We start from the raw sequence: 20,038 nt of genomic DNA, 5'->3' as shown, positions 1-20,038 counted from the left end.
CCGGTGCGTGGCTTCACTTCACAGCGCGGGGTGGGGGGGGGGGGGGGGGTTTGTGGCCGGGGGGGCGGCGGGGGGGGGGGGGGGGGGGCCGCCCCCCCCCCGCCGGGGAAGATCAACCCAATCGGGCTTCCAGCTCCGCGACGATCTCGTTGACGCCGATGGCCGACTGCTCGCCGGAGTCCATGTCCTTGAGCTGTACGACCCCCTCGGCGAGGTCGCGCTCGCCGGCCACGATCGTGTAGCGGGCGCCGCTGCGGTTGGCGTTCTTCATGGCGCCCTTGAGGCCCTTGCCGCCGTAGGAGAAGTCGGCCGCGATGCCGACCTTGCGCAACTCGGTGACCTTGGCGAACAGCACCCGGCGGGCCTCCTCGCCGAGCGGCACCGCGAACACGCTGGTGGACGCCGGGAGTTGGAGCTGCACGCCCTCCGCCTCCAGGGCGAGCACCGTGCGGTCGACGCCGAGCGCCCAGCCGACGGACGGCAGTGCGGGGCCGCCGATCATCTCGGACAGTCCGTCGTAGCGGCCGCCGCCGCCCACCGCGGACTGGGAGCCCAGGCCGTCGTGGACGAACTCGAAGGTGGTGCGCGTGTAGTAGTCCAGGCCGCGCACCAGCTTCGGGTCGTCCTCGAAGGAGACGCCGGCCGCCGTGATCAACTCGCGGACCTCCTCGTGGTACGCCTTGCAGGCGTCGCAGAGGTAGTCGCGCAGCAGCGGGGCGCCGGTGAGCTGCTTCTGGACCGACTCGCGCTTGTCGTCGAGGACGCGCAGCGGGTTGATGTCGACGCGGCGGCGGGTGTCCTCGTCCAGGTCCAGGCCGCGCAGGAAGTCCACCAGCGCGGCCCGGTAGACGGGGCGGCACTCCTTGTCGCCCAGGCTGTTGAGCAGGATCCGGAAGTCGCTCAGGCCCAGCGAGCGGTACGCCTGGTCGGCCAGGATGATCAACTCGGCGTCCAGCGCCGGGTCTTCCGCACCGATGGCCTCGGCGCCGACCTGGGAGAAGTGCCGGTAGCGGCCCTTCTGGGGGCGCTCGTAGCGGTAGTAGGAGCCCGAGTACCAGAGCTTGACCGGGAGGTTGCCCGCCTTGTGCAGGTTGGCCTCCAGGGCCGCGCGCAGGACCGAGGCCGTGCCCTCGGGGCGCAGGGCGAGCTGGTCGCCGCCCTTGGTCTCGAAGGCGTACATCTCCTTGGTGACGATGTCGGTGGACTCGCCGACGCCGCGCGCGAACAGCTCGACGGTCTCGAAGCCGGGCGTCTCGATGTAGCCGTAGCCGGAGTTGCGCAGGGGAGCCGCGATCGCCTCGCGGACGGCCAGGTACTTGGCGGAGTCCGGCGGGATCAGGTCGTACGTGCCCTTGGGGGCCTTGAAGGTGCTCACGGAAGGTCTCGTCACATTCCTCGTCGGGGAGCTTCCTGGGCTCCCAGGCCGGCGGCCACCTGCCGCAGATAGGGGTTGGTGGCGCGCTCCTGGCCGATGGTCGTCTGGGGGCCGTGGCCGGACAGCACCACGGTCGAGTCGTCGAGCGGCAGGCACACGCGGGCCAGCGAGTCGAGGATCTCGGCCATGTCACCGCCGGGCAGGTCGGTGCGTCCGATGGAGCCGGCGAACAGCAGGTCGCCCGAGAAGAGGATCGGCGGGATCTCCGCCGCCTCGGGCAGGCCGAAGGTCACCGACCCCTTGGTATGGCCCGGCGCATGCGCGACGGTCAGCTCCAGACCGGCCAGCTCCAGCTTCGAGCCGTCGGTCAGCTCCTTGACGTCGTCCGGCTCCCCGATGGTCAGCTCGCCCAGCAGCGGCATGCCGATGGAGCGGCCGAGCGCCTTCTCGGGGTCGGTCATCATGTACCGGTCCTCGGGGTGGATCCAGGCCGGTACGTCGTGCGCGCCGCACACCGGGACGACCGAGGCCACATGGTCGAGGTGGCCGTGGGTGAGGACGACGGCGACGGGCTTGAGCCGATGCTTCTTCAGCGTCTCCTCGACTCCAGGGGCCGCCTCGTGGCCCGGGTCGATGATCACGCACTCCTCACCGGCGGCGGGGGCGACGAGATAACAGTTCGTCCCCCAGGCCCCGGCGGGGAACCCGGCAATGAGCACGATCGTCCTTCGTTTGTGTCGACACGAGTGGTTTGTCGGCGGACTCCGCCTGCCGTCAGAGCCTACCGGCGCTGCCGATTCCTCAGCGAACCCATATACGGTACGGGGCACACGCAGGCGGTCGACTCGCTGAACACACGCGTACCGGTCGACACATACGACGCATGAGGAGAGAACCCGGTGGTCAGCCAGGAACAGCGGCGGCGTCAGCTCGCCCGGGAGAAGTTCTTGAGGCAGCAGGAGCGGCGTACGACCGCGCGACGCAAGGCGCGCATGCGCAACTCGGTGATCGCGTCGGTGCTCGGCGTCGTGATCATCGGCAGCCTCGCGCTGTACACGACCGGAGTGCTCAAGGACGACGGCACCAAGAACGAGAACGCGGGCGCGGAGGTCAGCCCGACGCCGACCAGCAAGGCGCCGGACCCGTGCGAGAAGCCGGCCGACGGCAAGGTCAAGACGGCGACCTGGAAGAAGGAGCCGGAGCTGACGGTCGACAAGTCGGCGAAGTACACCATGAAGCTCGCGACGACGTGCGGCGACATAGACATCGACCTGAAGGCGTCGGCCGCGCCGCACACGGTCAACTCGTTCGACTTCCTGGCCGGCAAGGGCTACTTCGACCACTCCAAGTGCCACCGGCTCACCACCAACGGCATCTACGTGCTCCAGTGCGGCGACCCGACGGGCACCGGCACGGGCGGTCCGGGCTACACGATTCCGGACGAGAACCTGAAGGACAAAAGCCTGAAGGACAACATCTACCCGGCGGGCACGGTGGCGATGGCGAACACCGGGCAGAAGAACTCCGGTGGCAGCCAGTTCTTCCTGGTGTACCAGGACAGTCAGCTTCCGCCCAGCTACACACCGTTCGGTACCGTTTCCGAATCCGGCATGAAGGTACTCAAGAAGATTGCCGACGCCGGCGAGAGCACTGGCCAGGGCGACGGGGCGCCGAACGCGACGGTTGTGATCAACAAGGCGACGGTCACGAAATCCTGACCGCCAACTGCGGAATTTCGGTCGCGCGGGATGCGGACAGGCAACCCGCCGGTCGCCTATGTTGGCCGTGACGAAACTGTGGACGATGCCCGGGGGAGCACAAGCCCCTCGCAGGCATCATGTGGAGGAGGCGCTGTGAGCAGCGACCCGTGGGGCCGCGTCGACGAGACGGGGACCGTGTACGTGCGTACGGCCGACGGCGAGCAGGTCGTCGGTTCCTGGCAGGCCGGCACCCCCGAGGAGGCGCTGGCCTATTTCGAGCGCAAGTACGAGGGCCTGGTTGTCGAGATCGGCCTCCTCGAAAAGCGAGTGAAGACCACCGACCTGTCGGCGAAGGACGCCCAGACCGCGATCGACCATCTGCGCGAGCAGGTCGACGCGCACCACGCGGTCGGTGATCTGGATGCCCTGCGCACGCGGCTCGACAAGCTCGTCGAGACGGTCGCCAAGCGCCGCGAGGAGCGCAAGGCGCAGCGGGCGAGGCAGTCCGACGAGGCGCGTCACGCCAAGGAGGCGCTGGTCACGGAGGCCGAGGAGCTGGCGCAGTCCGACCAGTGGCGGGCGGCCGGCGAGCGGCTGCGGGCCCTGGTGGACACCTGGAAGGGCCTGCCGCGGCTGGACCGCAAGTCCGACGACGAGCTGTGGCACCGCTTCTCGCACGCCCGGTCGGCGTTCTCCAAGCGGCGCAAGGCGCATTTCGCGCAGTTGGACGCGCAGCGCGAACAGGCCCGCAGGGCCAAGGAGCGGCTGGTCGCCGAGGCCGAGTCGCTGTCGGGTTCGACCGACTGGGGTCCGACGGCAGCCCGCTACCGCGAGCTGATGTCGGAGTGGAAGGCCGCGGGCCGCGCCCAGCGCGAGCACGAGGACGACCTGTGGAACCGCTTCCGCGGCGCCCAGGACATCTTCTTCGCCGCCCGCAGCTCGGTGTTCGCCGAGCGCGACGCGGAGCAGGCCGAGAACCTGAAGCTGAAGGAGGAGCTGGCCGGTGAGGCCGAGAAGCTCCTGCCGATCAGCGATCTGAAGGGCGCGCGTGCCGCCTTCCGCTCGATCAACGAGCGCTGGGAGGCCATCGGCCATGTGCCGCGGGACGCCCGGCCGAAGGTCGAGGGCCGGATGCACGCCGTCGAGCGGGCCATCCAGGAGGCCGAGGAGACCGAGTGGCGCCGGACCAACCCGGAGGCACGCGCGCGTGCCGAGGGGCTGACCGGTCAGCTCCAGGCCGCCGTGGACAAGCTCAAGGGCCAGATCGAGCAGGCGCGCGCCCAGGGCAACAACGCGAAGGCCGACAAGCTGGAGCGTGAGCTGGAGGGCCGTCAGGCGCTGCTGGATCAGGCGCTGAAGGGTCTGCAGGAGTTCGGCGGCTGAGAGACCGTACGGTGAAGGGCCCCGCACCTCGGGTGCGGGGCCCTTTCGCATGTCGTCTACGACCGGCTGCGCGCCGAAGTCACGCGGTACACGTCGTACACGCCCTCCACTCCCCTGACCGCCTTCAGGACGTGCCCGAGGTGCTTCGGGTCGCCCATCTCGAAGGTGAAGCGGGAGGTGGCGACGCGGTCGCGGGAGGTCTGGACGGCCGCGGAGAGGATGTTGACGTGCTGGTCGGACAGGACGCGGGTGACGTCCGACAGGAGGCGGGAGCGGTCCAGGGCCTCGACCTGGATGGCGACCAGGAAGACCGAGGACTGGGTCGGCGCCCACTCGACCTCGAGGATGCGCTCGGGCTCGCGGGACAGTGACTCCACGTTCACACAGTCGCTGCGGTGAACCGATACGCCGCTACCGCGCGTGACGAAGCCGATGATGGGGTCGCCGGGTACGGGCGTACAGCAGCGGGCCAGCTTGACCCACACGTCCTCGACGCCCTTGACGATGACGCCCGGGTCGGCGCTGGAGCGGCGCTTGCGGCTGCGGCTGCGGGTCGGCGGGACCGACTCGTCGATCTCCTCCGTGGCCGCTTCCTCGCCGCCGAGGGCCTGGACCAGTTTCTGCACGATGTTCTGTGCGGAGACATGGCCCTCGCCGATCGCCGCGTACAGCGCCGAGATGTCCGCATAGCGCATCTCGTGGGCGAGGGTGACGAGCGAGTCGCCGGTCAGGATGCGCTGGATCGGCAGGTTCTGCTTGCGCATCGCGCGGACGATGGCGTCCTTGCCCTGCTCGATCGCCTCGTCGCGGCGCTCCTTGGAGAACCAGGCCCGGATCTTGTTGCGGGCGCGCGGCGACTTCACGAAGCCGAGCCAGTCGCGGGAGGGGCCCGCGCCGGGTGCCTTGGAGGTGAAGACCTCCACCAGGTCGCCGTTGTCCAGGGTGGATTCGAGCGGTACGAGACGGCCGTTGACCCGCGCTCCTATGGTGCGATGGCCGACCTCGGTGTGGACGGCGTACGCGAAGTCGACCGGGGTGGCGCCCGCCGGGAGCGCTATGACGTCGCCCTTGGGGGTGAAGACGAAGACCTCGTTGCGGGACAGGTCGAAGCGCAGGGACTCCAGGAACTCGCCCGGGTCCTCGGTCTCCTTCTGCCAGTCGAGGAGCTGGCGCAGCCACGCCATGTCGTTGAGGTGGTCGTCCTTGCCCTTGCCGGCCTTGGGCACGTCGGTGCGGACCTTGGAGGTGCCGGCGACGGCCTCCTGCTTGTACTTCCAGTGCGCGGCGATGCCGTACTCGGCGCGGCGGTGCATGTCGAACGTGCGGATCTGGAGTTCGACCGGCTTGCCGTTGGGGCCGATGACCGTCGTGTGCAGCGACTGGTACATGTTGAACTTGGGCATCGCGATGTAGTCCTTGAACCGGCCGGGGACCGGGTTCCATCGCGCGTGCACGGTGCCGAGGGCGGCGTAGCAGTCGCGGACCGTGTCGACGAGGACGCGGATGCCCACCAGGTCGTAGATCTCCGCGAAGTCGCGGCCGCGGACGATCATCTTCTGGTAGACGCTGTAGTAGTGCTTCGGGCGGCCGGTGACGGTGGCCTTGATGCGGGCGGCGCGCAGGTCCTGCTGCACCTCGTCGGTCACTATGGCCAGGTACTCGTCACGCTTCGGTGCCCGCTCGGCCACCAGCCGTACGATCTCGTCGTACATCTTGGGGTAGAGGATCGCGAAGGCGAGATCCTCCAGCTCCCACTTGATGGTGTTCATGCCGAGTCGGTGGGCGAGCGGCGCGTAGATCTCGAGGGTCTCGCGCGCCTTCTTCTCCTGCTTCTCGCGCTTGAGGTAGCGCATGGTGCGCATGTTGTGCAGGCGGTCGGCGAGCTTGATGACCAGGACGCGGGGGTCCTTGGCCATGGCTACGACCATCTTGCGCACGGTCTCGGCCTGCGCGGCCTCGCCGAACTTGACCTTGTCCAGCTTGGTGACGCCGTCGACGAGCAGGGCGACCGACTCGCCGAAGTCGCGGCGGAGCTGGTCGAGGCCGTACTCGGTGTCCTCGACGGTGTCGTGCAGCAGGCCCGCCATCAGGGTGGCCGGATCCATACCCAGCTCGGCGAGGATGGTGGTGACCGCCAGCGGGTGGGTGATGTACGGGTCGCCGCTCTTGCGCTTCTGGCCGCGGTGCCAGCGCTCGGCGACCTGGTAGGCCTTCTCGATCTGGCGCAGGGTGGCGGTCTCGATCTTCGGGTCGTTGCTGCGGACTATCCGCAGCAGGGGCTCCAGGACCGGGTTGTACGGGTTGGAGCGCTGGACGCCGAGGCGGGCGAGGCGGGCGCGGACGCGGTTGGAGGAGCCGGTGCGGGCGGGCTGGCCGGTGTTCGGGCGGACCGCGGGCGCCGACGGCGTGGGCTTGGGGCGGGGCGGTTCGGCCGGCTTGTCGACGGGCGCGGACTGGGCATGCTCGACCGTCCCGCGCGCGTCGTTCTTCGCGTGTGGCGCGTTCGGCGCGGGCTTCGCCGCGGGGGCCGAGGCGGACTCGGGCTTGGCGGCGGTCAGGTGCTGGGCCTCGTCTGGCAAGAGGGCTCCTCGTGCGCGATCCGGGTCCCCCGGTCAGGCTCCGGAGACCCCATGGTAGCGATCCTGCGCCCCAGGATCGCCCGTAGCCCGATGTGAGGGGCGTCTACCGGAGAAACACAAGGGGCTGTCGCGGGATTCCGTGGGCCGTCCTCGCCGTGTCCTGGGGGTGGCGTGAGGGTTTCCTGTGGCTGACGCGCGGTTTGATCGCGGTCCGTCGCAGCAGGGATGACCGCCGGTTTCACGCCGTCGGAGGGCGAGCGGCATCCGTGGGCCGACGCTCGGCGCACGGATGCCGCGCGCCTGGCCTGCAGGTGCGCGGCATCCGGTGCTGCGGTCGGTGCGGCTCGGGTCAGACGGTGAGCAGCGACTCCAGCGGGGCCCCGGCCAGGGCCGGTTCCAGGCGGGTGCGGCCGCCGAGGAAGCCCAGTTCCATCAGGACGGCCAGGCCTGCCACCTCGGCGCCGGCCCGGCGGATGAGCTGGATCGAGGCCTCCGCGGTGCCGCCCGTGGCCAGGACGTCGTCGATGACGAGGACGCGGTCGCCCAAGTTCAGGTCCTCGGCGTGGACCTCGATCTCCGCCGAGCCGTACTCCAGGTCGTACGCCTGGCTGAGGGTCGCCCCGGGGAGCTTGCCCGCCTTGCGCACCGGGATGAAGCCGACGCCCGCGCGGACGGCGACCGGGGCGCCGAGGATGAAGCCGCGGGCCTCCAGGCCGACGATCTTCGTGGCCCCGGTGTTCCCGACGATCTCGGCCAGCGCGTCGGTGAGCGCCGTGAACGCGGCCGGGTCCGCCAGGAGCGGGGTGATGTCCTTGAACATCACGCCCGGCTCCGGGTAGTCCGCCACATCGCGGATGCGGCTGAGCAGAAGCTCCTTGACGTCGGTCATCGGCGCTTCCCCGAAGGTCGGCCGCGGCCTCGGTTGCGGGACGCGGGCTGGTGGCGCGGGCCGACGACCGCGGGGGCGGCGTCCTCCGGCTCGTCGCCTTCGTCGTCGGTGACCGGGGTGTCCGGGAGCCCGCCCTGCGTCGCGGCCTGGGCTCGCTTGGCGAGCACGCGCTTGCGCAGGGCCTTCATCTGCGGCTCGCGCTCCTTGAGGTCGGCGACGAGCGGCGTGGCGATGAAGATCGAGGAGTACGCACCGGCCGCGAGACCGACGAACAGCGACAGCGAGATGTCGTTGAGCATGCCGGCGCCGAGGAAACCGCCACCGATGAACAGCAGCCCCGCCACGGGCAGCAGCGCGACCACGGTGGTGTTGATGGAGCGGACCAGAGTGCTGTTGATCGAGTGGTTGGCGATGTCGCTGTAGGTCCACCGGGTCTGTTTGGTGATGTCCTTGGTCTGCTCCTTGAGGCTGTCGAAGACGACGACCGTGTCGTAGAGCGAGTAACCGAGGATCGTCAGCAGACCGATCACCGTACCGGGCGTGACCTCGAAGCCGACGAGGGAGTAGATGCCGACCGTGATGGTGATGTCGTGGATCAGGGCCACGAAGGCGGCGACCGCCATGCGCCACTCGAAGGCGATCGCCAGATAGATCACGACGAGGACCAGGAAGATGCCGAGGCCCTGCCAGGCCTTGTTGGCGATCTGGTCACCCCAGCTGGGGCCGACCAGTTCGGCGTTGAGCCGCTCCGGGTCGAGCCTGAGGTCCTTGGCGAGCTCCTCCTTGATCTGGTCGGCGCGGTCGGTGTCGATACCGGCGACCTGGATACGCAGGGTGTCGTTGCCGAGCTTCTGGACGATCGCGTCGTGGCCGGAGGCGTCTTCCGCGTACTCCTCCGCCTGGGAGACCGACACGCTCGTCTTCGGAGTGTTGAAGACGGCGCCGCCCTGGAACTCGATGCCCATGTTCAGGCCGCGCACGGCCAGGCCGGCGATGGCGACGATGGTGATCAGGATCGAGATGCCGTACCAGATCTTGCGGTTCTTGACGAAGTCGTAACCGATCTCGCCACGGTGCAGTCGGGCGCCGAGGTCGCCGAGCTTGGACATCTCTCACGCCTCCTTCGGTTCGATGGGGGCGGAGGGACGGCGGGTGCGGCGCAGCGGCGGCTTGGCACCCAGGCTCTTCGGGTCGAGACCCGACCAGCGATGACCGCCGGCGAAGAACTTCTTGCGGGCGAGGATCGTCATCAGGGGCTTGGTGAAGAAGAAGACGACGACCACGTCGAGCAGAGTGGTCAGGCCGAGCGTGAACGCGAAGCCCTGCACCTTGCCGACACTGACCACGAACAGCACGGCCGCGGCGAGGAACGACACGAAGTCGGAGACCAGGACGGTGCGCCGGGCGCGCGGCCAGGCCCGCTCGACCGCGGGGCGCAGCGAACGGCCCTCGCGGATCTCGTCCCGGATGCGTTCGAAGTACACGATGAACGAGTCCGCGGTGATACCGATCGCGACGATCGCACCACACACCGCCGGCAGGTTCAGTGCGAAGCCGATGGCCGGGCCCAGCAGCGACATGATCGTGTAGGTGAGGGCGGCGGAGACCAGCAGCGAGAGGACGGCGACGAACGACAGGCCGCGGTAGTAGACCAGCAGGTAGAGGACGACCAGGGCGAGTCCGATGGCGCCGGCGATCAGACCGGCCTCCAGTTGGTCGCCACCGAGGGCGGGGCTGACGGTGGTGACGCTCTGTTCCACGAAGGACAGCGGGAGCGCGCCGTACGACAGCATGTTGGCGAGGCTCTGGGCCGACTCCTGGTTGAAGTTGCCGGAGATCTCGGCGTTGCCGCCCGTCAGGGCCTCGCGGACGAAGGGGTCGGAGACCACGTCGCCGTCCAGGACGATGGCGAACTGGTTCTGCGGGGACTGGTTCTTGGCCAGCTTGCCGGTGATGTCGGCGAACTTCTTGGCGCCCGCGCCGGTGAACTTCATGGTCACGGTCCAGCCGGCGCCGGACTGAGTGTTGAAGACGGCCTGGGCGTCGTCGACGTCGGTGCCGTCGACCTCGGCGGGGCCGAGGATGTACTTCTGCCACTGGCCCTGCGAGTTCTGACCGCAGGCGACGGTGGGTTCGGAGGGCTTGGCGCCGTCGCCCGCCTTGGCGCGGGCCGACTCCTTGGTGCAGTCCAGGGCGGCGTACTGCGCTTCGAGCTTGCCGCTCGCCGGGTCACCGGTGGGGCTGCCGCTCGCGGAGGGAGAGGCGCTGTCGGACGGCGTGGGGTCGGCCTTCAGGGCGTCGGTGACCGCGCGGCCCTGGGTGGTGGAGCTCGCCGACGGGCTGGCCGAGCCGGAGGGAGTCGCCTTGTCGGTCGCCTTGTCGCCGGAGTCGGCCGGGGCGCTGCCGGAGGCGCTCGGCGTGGGCGTGGGAGTCGCGGCGCCGCCGGAGACCTCGGTGGCGAGGACCGGGCGGAAGTAGAGCTTGGCGGTGGTGCCGACCTGGTCCCGGGCCTGCTTGGAGTTGGTGCCCTTGGGGATGTTGACGATGATGTTGCTGTTGCCCTGCGTCTGCACCTCGGCTTCTTGGACGCCGAGACCGTTGACGCGGCGCTCCATGATCGCGACCGCAGTGTCCATGTTGGTCTTGTTGATCGCGTTGGGCTGGCCGGGCTCGTTGCGCGCCTCCAGCGTGATGCTCGTGCCGCCGGCCAGGTCGATGCCGAGTCGCGGAGTGGTGTGCCCCGAGGCGAACATTCCCCCGGTGAGCGCCGCGATGGCGATCAGGATGAGGGCCAGCGAGCGCCCTGGCTTGCTCTGGGCGCTCGCGTTCCGGCCCCTCTTAGGTGCTGCCACCTTCTCGTACTCCCTCTCGGGCCGTCTCGCCCCGGGTCGGGGGACGGGCGGCCATGGCATGGTGTCGGGATCCCGTGCGAAGTCGGCATGCCCGGGGGCGCGCAGGCGCGGCCCGCGCGCCCCGGAACATGGCTACTTCGCGTCGGAGTCGCCGTCGGTCTTCTTCGACTCGTCGTCCGCCTTCGCGTCGGCGGTCACGGCGTCGGACGGCGCGTCCGCCTCTTCCGTCTCGTCCTTCTTACCGAGGTCGACGGACTTCTCGTCGGAGGCGGCGGCAGCGGCGGGCTCGTCGGTCTCGGTGAGGGAGGAGGCGTCGTCCGGGACGACGTCGGACTTCAGGTCGTGCTCGATGCCGTGCACGATGCGGTTGTACTCGTCGTCGGAGAGGACGGCACCGATCGCGTTCTTGGCGAAGAGGAGCTCCACGCCCGGGCCGGCGTCGAGGAGGACGGTGTCGTCGCTGACCTCCTTGACGGTGGCGTACATGCCCCCGATCGTGCGGACACCGGATCCGGGCTGCATCTGGTTCCGCATGTCGGCGGCCTGTTGCTGCTTCTTCTTGGCCGACCGGGTCATCAGGAACATGGCCCCGATGAGCACGATGAACGGGAGGAGGGTCACGAGACTCACGGGTCGGAACTTCCTTCACACGACCGCGATGGTGAGCGGCCTGATGGTTGGGGGATTTGTGTGCCGCCGACAAAGGCGGCATCGGCGGAGTCTAAGCGAGCATCCGCGCATGGAACAACGCTCAGCATGGCACCGGGGTTCCTGCTCCGGCCACTGAGCTCGCCGTCACAGATCCATCACGCCCCGAACAGGTCCTGTTGTCCGTTTCCCGCGGCGGAGCGGGGCGGGGTGAGGCCGAGGTGGGCCCATGCGGCGGGGGTGGCGACCCGGCCACGGGGAGTGCGGGCGAGCAGGCCCTCCCGCACCAGGAAGGGTTCGGCCACCTCCTCGACGGTCTCGCGCTCCTCCCCCACCGCGACCGCCAGCGTGGACAGCCCGACGGGACCGCCGCCGAACAGCTTGAGCAGGGCCTCGAGGACGGCGCGGTCGAGCCGGTCCAGGCCGCGCTCGTCGACCTCGTACACGGCGAGGGCGGCTCCGGCGATGTCCCGGGTGATGATCCCGTCCGCCTTGACCTGAGCGTAGTCGCGTACCCGGCGCAGCAGGCGGTTGGCGATACGGGGGGTCCCGCGGGAGCGGCCCGCGATCTCGGTGGCGCCGTCGGCCTCGATCTCGACGTCGAGCAGGTTGGCGGAGCGGTGGATGACGCGCTCCAGTTCGACGGGCTCGTAGAACTCCATGTGCGCGGTGAAGCCGAAGCGGTCGCGCAGCGGGGGCGGCAGCAGGCCCGCGCGCGTGGTGGCGCCGACCAGGGTGAACGGGGGCAGCTCCAGCGGGATGGCGGTGGCGCCCGGACCCTTGCCGACGATCACGTCGACGCGGAAGTCCTCCATCGCCATGTACAGCATCTCCTCGGCGGGCCGGGACATGCGGTGGATCTCGTCGAGGAAGAGGACCTCGCCCTCCTGGAGGGAGGAGAGGATCGCGGCGAGATCGCCGGCGTGCTGGATGGCGGGGCCGGAGGTGATGCGGATGGGGGCGCCCATCTCGGCCGCGATGATCATCGACAGGGTGGTCTTGCCCAGGCCGGGCGCACCGGAGAGCAGCACGTGGTCGGCGGTGGCGCCGCGCGCGCGTGCGGCGCGCAGGACGAGGTCGAGTTGCTCGCGCACCTTCTCCTGGCCGATGAACTCGCCCAGGTCCTTCGGGCGCAGGGCGGCCTCGACGGCCTGGTCCTCACGGTCGGCGACAGAGTCCACCAGCCGCTCGGGGGTGGGGGTGTCGGTCGTGTCGTCCCAGTTCATTGAGTGTGCCTCGGGGGTCGCAATGGGTGTCGTACGCGGGTGTCTTCACGTGGCCGGTCAGCGTGCTCGGTTGAGGGTCTGCAGCGCCGCCTTCAGCAACTGGCCGACCTGCGGCGTGCCCTCGGTGGCCTCGGCCTGCGGGGTCACCGCGGCGACCGCCTCGTCGGCCTCGCGGGTCGCGTAGCCGAGGCCGATCAGCGCGGCGTGCAGTTGGTCGCGCCAGCCCTGGGTGACCGGGGCGCCGACGGCGGGCGCGCCGATCGGTTCGCCCAGGCGGTCCTTCAGCTCCAGGAGCAGCTTCTGGGCGCCCTTCTTGCCGATGCCGGGGACGGCGGTGAGCGACTTCTCGTCGGCGGTGGCGACGGCTCTGCGCAGGGCGTCGGGCGAGTGCACCGCCAGCATCGCCTGGGCCAGCCTCGGGCCGACGCCGCTCGCGGTCTGGAGCAGCTCGAACGTCTGCCGCTCGTCGTCGTCCGCGAAGCCGTACAGCGTGAGGGAGTCCTCGCGGACCACCAGCGAGGTGTGCAGCTTGGCGGGCTGGCCGAGGCGCAGCGTGGACAGGGTGTTCGGCGTGCACTGGACGGCCATGCCGACCCCGCCCACCTCGACGACCGCGGCGTCCGGAGCGAGTGCGGCCACTGTGCCGCTGACGAAGGCGATCATGCCGTACGGCCTTTCGGTGCTTTGGCGGTGTGCAGGGCGACGGCCTGCTGGAGTCGGTTCTGCGCGGGGGCGCGCCAGATGTGGCAGATGGCGAGCGCGAGGGCGTCGGCGGCGTCGGCCGGCTTGGGCGGGGCGCTGAGCCGCAGCAGCCGGGTCACCATGGCGCCGACCTGGGCCTTGTCGGCGCGCCCGCTTCCGGTGACGGCGGCCTTGACCTCGCTGGGGGTGTGCAGTGCCACGGGGATGCCGCGGCGGGCGGCGCAGAGCATGGCGACGGCGCTCGCCTGGGCGGTGCCCATCACCGTGCGTACGTTGTGCTGGCTGAACACCCGCTCCACGGCGACGCATTCGGGCCTGTGCTCGTCCAGCCAGGCTTCGATGCCGTGCTCGATGGCGACCAGGCGATGGCCCAACTCGGCGTCCACCGGCGTGCGGACGACGCCGACGCCCACCATCGTCAGCGGACGGCCCGCGACCCCCTCGACGACGCCCACACCACACCGCGTCAGTCCGGGGTCCACCCCGAGTACGCGCACCGCCCCTCCTTCGATCGCCTGTTTGTGCAGGCTATCGGGTACCGCTGACAATGCGACGGGCCGACGGGTGTGTCCCGTCGGCCCGTTGAGCCGTACAGCTCGCGGCGGCGTTACGCGTCGACCTTCTCCATGATCTCGTCGCTGACGTCGAAGTTGGCGAAGACGTTCTGCACGTCGTCGCTGTCCTCGAGCGCGTCGATCAGCTTGAAGATCTTCTTGGCGCCTTCCTCGTCCAGTTCGACCTGGACGGAGGGCACGAAGCTGGAGTCGGCGGAGTCGTAGTCGATGCCGGCCTCCTGCAGGGCGGTGCGGACCGCGACCAGGTCGGTGGCCTCGCTGATGACCTCGAAGGACTCACCGAGGTCGTTGACCTCCTCGGCGCCCGCGTCCAGGACGGCGGTCAGGACGTCGTCCTCGGTCAGCTCGCCCTTGGGGACGATGACGACGCCCTTGCGGCTGAACATGTACGACACCGAGCCGGGGTCGGCCATGGAGCCGCCGTTGCGGGTCATGGCGACGCGGACGTCGGAGGCGGCGCGGTTGCGGTTGTCGGTGAGGCACTCGATGAGCACCGCGACGCCGTTCGGGCCGTAGCCCTCGTACATGATCGTCTCGTAGTCGGCGCCGCCGGCCTCGAGACCGCCACCGCGCTTGATCGCGGAGTCGATGTTCTTGTTCGGCACCGACTGCTTCTTGGCCTTCTGAACGGCGTCGTAGAGCGTCGGGTTGCCGTCGAGGTCGACGCCGCCCATGCGCGCCGCCACCTCGATGTTCTTGATCAGCTTCGCGAAGAGCTTGCCGCGCTTGGCATCGATGACGGCCTTCTTGTGCTTCGTCGTGGCCCATTTAGAGTGGCCGGACATCTGCCTGTCTCCTTCGCGTAACCCATCTATGAACGAACGCCAGAGATCCTACAAGGACTCGGCTGCCCGGTTCGCGCGCACCATGTCGACGAACAGGCCGTGCACGCGGTGGTCGCCGGTCAGTTCCGGATGGAACGACGTGGCCAGCGCGTTGCCCTGGCGGACCGCGACGATGTGGCCGTCGTGCTCGGCGAGGACCTCGGCCTCGGCGCCGACGGACTCGACCCAGGGGGCGCGGATGAAGACGCCCTCCACAGGATCGCCCGCCACGCCCTTGATGTGGATGGCCGCCTCGAAGGACTCGTTCTGGCGTCCGAAGGCGTTGCGGCGCACGATCATGTCGATGCCGCCGATCGTCTCCTGGCCCGAGCGCGGGTCGAGGATCTTGTCGGCGAGCATGATCATGCCGGCGCAGGTGCCGTAGACGGGCATGCCGTCGCGCACGCGCGCGCGTAGGGGCTCCATCACGCCGAAGAGGACGGCCAGCTTGGAGATGGTCGTGGACTCGCCGCCGGGGATGACGAGGCCGTCGACCTCGGCGAGCTCTTCGGGGCGCCGCACCGGCCTGGCCGCGGCGTCGGCCGCGGCCAGGGCGATGAGGTGCTCCCGTACGTCGCCCTGGAGGGCCAGGACGCCTATGACGGGGGTGTCGCTCATGGAATCCGGTGCCTTACCAGCCGCGGTTGGCGTAGCGCTCGGCCTCGGGGAGGGTGTCGCAGTTGATGCCGACCATGGCCTCGCCGAGGTTGCGGGACGCGTCCGCGATGATCTTCGGGTCGTCGTAGAAGGTGGTCGCCTTGACGATGGCGGCGGCGCGCTTGGCCGGGTCGCCCGACTTGAAGATGCCGGAGCCGACGAAGACGCCCTCGGCGCCGAGCTGTCGCATCAGGGCGGCGTCGGCCGGGGTGGCGACGCCGCCGGCGGAGAACAGCACGACCGGGAGCTTGCCGAGTTCGGCGACCTCCTTGACCAGCTCGTACGGGGCGCGCAGCTCCTTGGCGGCGGCGTACAGCTCGTGGTTGTCGAAGCCGCGCAGCTTGGCGATCTCGTTCTTGATCTGGCGCAGGTGGCGGACGGCCTCGACGACGTTGCCGGTGCCGGCCTCGCCCTTGGAGCGGATCATGGCCGCGCCCTCGGCGATCCGGCGCAGGGCCTCGCCCAGGTTGGTGGCGCCGCAGACGAAGGGGGTCGTGAAGGCCCACTTGTCGGAGTGGTTGACCTCGTCGGCCGGGGTGAGGACCTCGGACTCGTCGATGTAGTCGACGCCGAGGGACTGCAGGACCTGGGCCTCGACGAAGTGGCCGATGCGGGACTTGGCCATGACCGGAATCGAGACGGCGTCGATGATGCCCTCGATCATGTCCGGGTCGGACATACGGGCCACGCCGCCGTCCTTGCGGATGTCGGCCGGAACCCGCTCCAGGGCCATGACGGCGACGGCGCCCGCGTCCTCGGCGATCTTCGCCTGCTCCGGCGTGACGACGTCCATGATCACGCCACCCTTGAGCTGCTCGGCCATGCCGCGCTTCACGCGGGCGGTACCGGTCTCGGGGGTCTGGATTTCGGAGATGGACACGGGTGACCTCACTCGGTGGAAAAAGAGGGTTACTGCAAGCACCGAGGAAACGGGAGCGGACCAGGCCACAGCAAGGGCCAATGAGCAGCCGGTGGATCCTTTTCCGGCCCGGTGGCGCGAACGCGCTGGTCAGGCGGCCCGGTCGGCGAGGGCCGCCGGCGGCTCGTCGTCCATCTCGAAGGCCATGGGGAACGGCGCGTGGCCGGCCAGCCGGAACCAGCGGACCTTGCGGTGCCTGCGCAGCGCTCTGGCGGCCCGTACGGCGTCGTTGTGGAAGCGCCGGGCCATCGGTACCCGGCGGACCGCCTCGGTCAGCTCACGGGCCGCTTCCTCGCCCCCGGGCGCCTCCCGTACGGCCTCCACCTGCTGGGGCACGGAGAACACCGCCCGCAGCGCCTGGCTGAGGTCGCTCTCGGCGACCTCCCGCAGCTCCTCCTCGGCCTGGCGGGCGGCGTGGGCGGACTCGTACAGGACGATCGACGCGGCCGGATCCAGTACGCCGGAGGTGGCCAGCTCCTGGGCCACCGAGGCACGGCGCAGCAACTGCGCGTCGAGCGCGGCGCGCGCCGCGTCGATCCTGGCGTGCAGCCGGTCGAGGCGGCCCGCGGTCCAACTCAGGTAGAGGCCGATGACGACGAGGGCGACGAGGATCCAGATGAGGGTTGCGGTCACGGCCGCACCTTAGCTCCGCGGGGTGAGCCGTACGCCGTGCGGGGCGCTGGTGGTGCCGTTGCCGGACGCGGTCGCCCCCAGAGCCCCGCTTCGGCCCTGAAGGGGGCCTCGCCCTCAAACGCCGGACGGGCTGATTTCCACCGACCGGCGCCTTTACATCAACCGGCGCCGAAAGCCCCCAGGCGCCCCGTCACTCCCGCGCCAACCCCAACCGGGCCCGCAACCCGCTCCCGCCGCCCCCGGCCCGCTCGTCCGCCGCCACCGCCGCCGCGCCCGCCGTCACCGTCTCGTACACCGACAGGATGTCCGCGCCGACGGTCGACCAGTCGAAGCGGCGTACGTGCGCGCTGCCCCGCTCCCGCAGTTCCGCCCGGCGCGCCGGGTCCTCCAGGAGGCGTACGGCCGCCTCGGCGAGGGCGTCCGCGTCCTCGTTGGCGAACAGTTCGCCGGCCGCGCCCTGGTCGAGGACCTGGGCGAAGGCGTCGAGGTCGGAGGCGAGGACGGGGGCGCCGGCCGACATCGCCTCGACCAGGATGATCCCGAAGCTCTCGCCGCCGGTGTTGGGAGCGACGTACAGGTCGACGCTGCGCAGGAAGCGGGCCTTGTCCTCGTCGCTGATCATCCCGAGGAACTCGACGCGGGCGCGCAGTTCGGCGGGGAGGCTCTCCACCGCCTCCTTCTCGTCGCCGCGTCCCGCCACGAGGAGCCTGGTCTGCGGGCGGGCGGCGAGGATCTTCGGCAGAGCCTTCATCAGGACCGGCAGGCCCTTGCGGGGCTCGTCGATGCGGCCGATGAAGCCGATCGTGTCTCCCTGCCAGTCGGGGTTGGGCTCGGCCTTGGCGAAGAAGTCGACGTCGACGCCGTTGGGGATGACCACCGCGTCGCCGCCCAGGTGCTCCACCAGCGTGCGCCGGGCGTACTCGCTCACCGCGATCCGGGCGCTGATCTTCTCCAGGGCCGCCTGGAGGATGGCGTACGCGGCGATCATCGCCCTGGAGCGGGGGTTGGAGGTGTGGAAGGTGGCGACGATGGGGCCCTGGGCCGCCCAGCACGTCAGCAGGCCGAGCGACGGTGACGTCGGCTCGTGGATGTGGATGACGTCGAACCGGCCGTCGTGCAGCCAGCGGCGCACCCGGGCCGCCGACAGGAAGCCGAAGTTCAGACGGGCGACCGAGCCGTTGTACGGCACGGGGACGGCGCGGCCCGCCGAGACGACGTACGGCGGGAGCGGGGTGTCGTCGTCGGCGGGGGCGAGGACGGACACCTCGTGGCCGAGCCGGATGAAGTACTCGGCGAGGTCGCGGATGTGGAACTGGACGCCGCCTGGGACGTCCCAGGAGTAGGGGCAGACGATGCCGATCCTCACGAGGGTCCCTTCGTGGGGTCGAGGTCGTCGAGCCACAAGCGCTGGAGCATGTGCCAGTCCTCCGGATGTTCGGCGATTCCCGAGGCGAAGGCGTCGGCCAGCGCCTGTGTCATGACAGACGTCTTCTCGGCCCGGTCACCTGTCCCGGGTACCTCGACCGGGGGGTGGACCCTGCCCTGCATGACCGGGGAGTCGTCGTACCAGAGCGTCACGGGGAGCAGCAGCGCCCCGGTCTGCTGGGCGAGCAGTGCCGGTCCGGCCGGCATCCGGGCCGTGGCGCCGAAGAAGTCGACCTCGACGCCGGAGGCGGACAGGTCGCGGTCGGCGACCAGGCAGACCAGGCCGCCGTCGCGCAGCCTGCGGGCCAGGGTGCCGAAGGCGGTGCCGCCGCTGTGCGGCAGAACCTCCATGCCTAGGCCCTCGCGGTAGGCGACGAAGCGGTCGTAGAGCGTCTCGGGCTTGAGGCGCTCGGCGACCGTCGCGAACGGCGTCTGCAGCTTGGTGGTGACCCAGGCGCCCGCGAGGTCCCAGTTGGCCAGGTGCGGCAGGGCGAGGATGACGCCCTGGCCGGAGGCGAGGCCGTCGGTGAGGTGGTGGACGTCCTTGGGGTCGAAGCCGTTCTTTATGCGCTCGGCGCTCCAGGCGGGCAGCCGGAAGGACTCCATCCAGTAGCGCAGATACGAGCGCATGCCCGCGCGCGAGAGCTCGGCGAGGCGCTGCGGGCTCGCGTCGGGCACCACGCGCGCGTAGTTGCTCTCCAGGCGCTGGACGCCCTTGCCGCGCTGCTTCCAGGCGATGTCGGCGATGGTGCGCCCGAGGCGTACGGCGGCCGGCTCGGGGAGTTTCCTGACCGTGCCCCAGCCGAGCCCGTACAGCGCGTCCGTGAGCCGCTCCTGGGCACTCACTTGGCTGCCTCGCTCCCTTGAGAGGCGTTCTGCTGAGAGGCGTTCTGCGGCTTCTCCTGCGCTCCCTCGGCGGCCTCCACCTCGGCCGACTCGCGGCGGACCGTGACGACCCGCTGGATCAGCGTGACGAGGCTGCCGACGGCGACGATCCACAGGGCGACGGGCAGCAGGTACTGGATGCCGGGTACCCCGAACTTGTGCATGCCCGCGAGACCGGCCGCGACCAGCGAGATCACCAGGCGCTCGGCGCGCTCGACCAGGCCGTTGACGGCCACCGGCAGGCCGATCGACTCGCCGCGGGCCTTGGTGTACGACACCACCTGGCCGCTGGCCAGGCAGAAGATCGACACCGCGCACAGCACGAGGTCGTCGCCGTCACCGGCGTACCAGAGGATGAAGCCGCCGAAGATCGCGGCGTCGGCGACCCGGTCGAGGGTGGAGTCCAGGAAGGCGCCCCAGCGGCTGGAGCGGCCGAGCTGGCGGGCCATGTTCCCGTCGACGAGGTCGGAGAACACGAAGAGCGTGATCACGACCGTGCCCCAGAAGAACTCGCCCATGGGGTAGAAGACCAGGGCGCCCGCGACCACACCGGCGGTGCCGATCAGGGTGACCGTGTCAGGGCTGACGCCCCTCCTGATCAGAAATGCGGCGAACGGCGTGAGGACACGCGTGAAGAACGCACGCGCGTACTTGTTCAGCATGGCCTTCCCGAGGGTCGGTGTGGCACCGTGCGGCCCCTGCTGGCCACCGGCTGGCCCATCGTAGCCACGCGCGCGTCAGTGCGACCGCCGGGCACTCGTTGCGG

The 20,038-nt window shown here is 70.2% G+C and carries 18 protein-coding genes and 1 pseudogene; 2 read left to right on the top strand and 17 right to left on the bottom strand.

What is annotated here, in order from left to right; all coding sequences use genetic code 11:
- Window positions 1-112 precede the first annotated feature (112 nt).
- Window positions 113-1,375, bottom strand: a complete 1,263-nt coding sequence (gene hisS, locus ACP4J3_RS46465; RefSeq protein ID WP_426543568.1) for a histidine--tRNA ligase — start codon at window positions 1,373-1,375, stop codon at window positions 113-115.
- An 11-nt stretch (window positions 1,376-1,386) separates the two neighbouring features.
- Complete coding sequence (locus tag ACP4J3_RS46460) at window positions 1,387-2,094, bottom strand: MBL fold metallo-hydrolase (RefSeq protein ID WP_426543566.1); 708 nt, start codon at window positions 2,092-2,094, stop codon at window positions 1,387-1,389.
- A gap of 180 nt (window positions 2,095-2,274) precedes the next feature.
- On the opposite strand from ACP4J3_RS46460, the gene ACP4J3_RS46455 reads away from it, so the two are divergent.
- A complete protein-coding gene (locus tag ACP4J3_RS46455; protein WP_426543564.1) occupies window positions 2,275-3,093 on the top strand; it encodes a peptidylprolyl isomerase in 819 nt (272 codons plus the stop codon).
- 135 nt (window positions 3,094-3,228) lie between these two features.
- Complete coding sequence (locus ACP4J3_RS46450) at window positions 3,229-4,458, top strand: DUF349 domain-containing protein (RefSeq protein ID WP_426543562.1); 1,230 nt, start codon at window positions 3,229-3,231, stop codon at window positions 4,456-4,458.
- Window positions 4,459-4,514: 56 nt separating this feature from the next.
- Here the strand turns inward: ACP4J3_RS46450 and ACP4J3_RS46445 are convergent, their stop codons facing one another.
- The 15 genes and pseudogenes from ACP4J3_RS46445 to pgsA form a co-directional block, all read right to left on the bottom strand.
- Window positions 4,515-7,037, bottom strand: a complete 2,523-nt coding sequence (locus ACP4J3_RS46445; protein ID WP_426543560.1) for a RelA/SpoT family protein — start codon at window positions 7,035-7,037, stop codon at window positions 4,515-4,517.
- Window positions 7,038-7,386: 349 nt separating this feature from the next.
- On the bottom strand, window positions 7,387-7,926 hold the full coding sequence (locus ACP4J3_RS46440) for an adenine phosphoribosyltransferase (RefSeq protein WP_426543558.1): 540 nt from the start codon (window positions 7,924-7,926) through the stop codon (window positions 7,387-7,389).
- Window positions 7,923-9,035 carry a protein translocase subunit SecF gene (gene secF / locus ACP4J3_RS46435; protein WP_426543556.1) on the bottom strand — a complete coding sequence of 371 codons (1,113 nt, stop codon included), beginning with the start codon at window positions 9,033-9,035 and terminating at the stop codon, window positions 7,923-7,925. Before secF ends, ACP4J3_RS46440 begins: the two co-directional genes overlap by 4 nt.
- Before the next feature lie 3 nt (window positions 9,036-9,038).
- Window positions 9,039-10,778, bottom strand: coding sequence for a protein translocase subunit SecD (gene secD, locus ACP4J3_RS46430; RefSeq protein ID WP_426543554.1), 1,740 nt, complete (start codon window positions 10,776-10,778; stop codon window positions 9,039-9,041).
- A gap of 132 nt (window positions 10,779-10,910) precedes the next feature.
- Complete coding sequence (gene yajC / locus ACP4J3_RS46425) at window positions 10,911-11,408, bottom strand: preprotein translocase subunit YajC (RefSeq protein WP_426543552.1); 498 nt, start codon at window positions 11,406-11,408, stop codon at window positions 10,911-10,913.
- 176 nt (window positions 11,409-11,584) lie between these two features.
- Entirely contained in the window at window positions 11,585-12,652 is a 1,068-nt protein-coding gene (ruvB, locus tag ACP4J3_RS46420; RefSeq protein WP_426543550.1) for a Holliday junction branch migration DNA helicase RuvB, read from the bottom strand.
- Between the two features lie 57 nt (window positions 12,653-12,709).
- On the bottom strand, window positions 12,710-13,315 hold the full coding sequence (gene ruvA, locus ACP4J3_RS46415) for a Holliday junction branch migration protein RuvA (RefSeq protein ID WP_426543548.1): 606 nt from the start codon (window positions 13,313-13,315) through the stop codon (window positions 12,710-12,712).
- Window positions 13,312-13,851, bottom strand: coding sequence for a crossover junction endodeoxyribonuclease RuvC (gene ruvC / locus ACP4J3_RS46410; protein ID WP_426543546.1), 540 nt, complete (start codon window positions 13,849-13,851; stop codon window positions 13,312-13,314). The genes ruvA and ruvC overlap by 4 nt, the downstream gene beginning before the upstream one ends.
- A gap of 110 nt (window positions 13,852-13,961) precedes the next feature.
- The gene (locus ACP4J3_RS46405; RefSeq protein WP_188286953.1) at window positions 13,962-14,714 is read right to left on the bottom strand and encodes a YebC/PmpR family DNA-binding transcriptional regulator; all 753 of its coding nucleotides are present in this window, start codon (window positions 14,712-14,714) and stop codon (window positions 13,962-13,964) included.
- Window positions 14,715-14,762: 48 nt separating this feature from the next.
- On the bottom strand, window positions 14,763-15,371 hold the full coding sequence (pdxT, locus tag ACP4J3_RS46400; RefSeq protein WP_426543544.1) for a pyridoxal 5'-phosphate synthase glutaminase subunit PdxT: 609 nt from the start codon (window positions 15,369-15,371) through the stop codon (window positions 14,763-14,765).
- A 13-nt stretch (window positions 15,372-15,384) separates the two neighbouring features.
- The gene (pdxS, locus tag ACP4J3_RS46395; protein ID WP_426543542.1) at window positions 15,385-16,290 is read right to left on the bottom strand and encodes a pyridoxal 5'-phosphate synthase lyase subunit PdxS; all 906 of its coding nucleotides are present in this window, start codon (window positions 16,288-16,290) and stop codon (window positions 15,385-15,387) included.
- Window positions 16,291-16,419: 129 nt separating this feature from the next.
- Window positions 16,420-16,962, bottom strand: coding sequence for a hypothetical protein (locus tag ACP4J3_RS46390; protein ID WP_426543540.1), 543 nt, complete (start codon window positions 16,960-16,962; stop codon window positions 16,420-16,422).
- 190 nt (window positions 16,963-17,152) lie between these two features.
- Complete coding sequence (locus ACP4J3_RS46385) at window positions 17,153-18,328, bottom strand: glycosyltransferase family 4 protein (RefSeq protein WP_426543538.1); 1,176 nt, start codon at window positions 18,326-18,328, stop codon at window positions 17,153-17,155.
- A complete protein-coding gene (locus tag ACP4J3_RS46380; RefSeq protein ID WP_426543536.1) occupies window positions 18,325-19,233 on the bottom strand; it encodes a phosphatidylinositol mannoside acyltransferase in 909 nt (302 codons plus the stop codon). The genes ACP4J3_RS46385 and ACP4J3_RS46380 overlap by 4 nt, the downstream gene beginning before the upstream one ends.
- Window positions 19,230-19,993, bottom strand: a pseudogene (gene pgsA, locus ACP4J3_RS46375) (phosphatidylinositol phosphate synthase). Before pgsA ends, ACP4J3_RS46380 begins: the two are co-directional and overlap by 4 nt.
- Window positions 19,994-20,038: the final 45 nt, after the last annotated feature.

The sequence above is a fragment of the Streptomyces sp. UG1 genome, assembly GCF_049974585.1.
Taxonomy (GTDB): Bacteria; Actinomycetota; Actinomycetes; order Streptomycetales; family Streptomycetaceae; genus Streptomyces.
The sequence above is the reverse complement of the archived record's forward strand: the minus strand, read 5'-3'. Positions and strand labels throughout refer to the sequence as shown.

Coding starts and splice junctions, on each gene's coding strand:
- ACP4J3_RS46440 (WP_426543558.1), bottom strand. CDS start 7,926: ATGACCGACGTCAAGGAGCTTCTGCTCAGCCGCATCCGCGATGTGGCG.
- secF (WP_426543556.1), bottom strand. CDS start 9,035: ATGTCCAAGCTCGGCGACCTCGGCGCCCGACTGCACCGTGGCGAGATC.
- ruvB (WP_426543550.1), bottom strand. CDS start 12,652: ATGAACTGGGACGACACGACCGACACCCCCACCCCCGAGCGGCTGGTG.
- ruvA (WP_426543548.1), bottom strand. CDS start 13,315: ATGATCGCCTTCGTCAGCGGCACAGTGGCCGCACTCGCTCCGGACGCC.
- ACP4J3_RS46405 (WP_188286953.1), bottom strand. CDS start 14,714: ATGTCCGGCCACTCTAAATGGGCCACGACGAAGCACAAGAAGGCCGTC.
- pdxT (WP_426543544.1), bottom strand. CDS start 15,371: ATGAGCGACACCCCCGTCATAGGCGTCCTGGCCCTCCAGGGCGACGTA.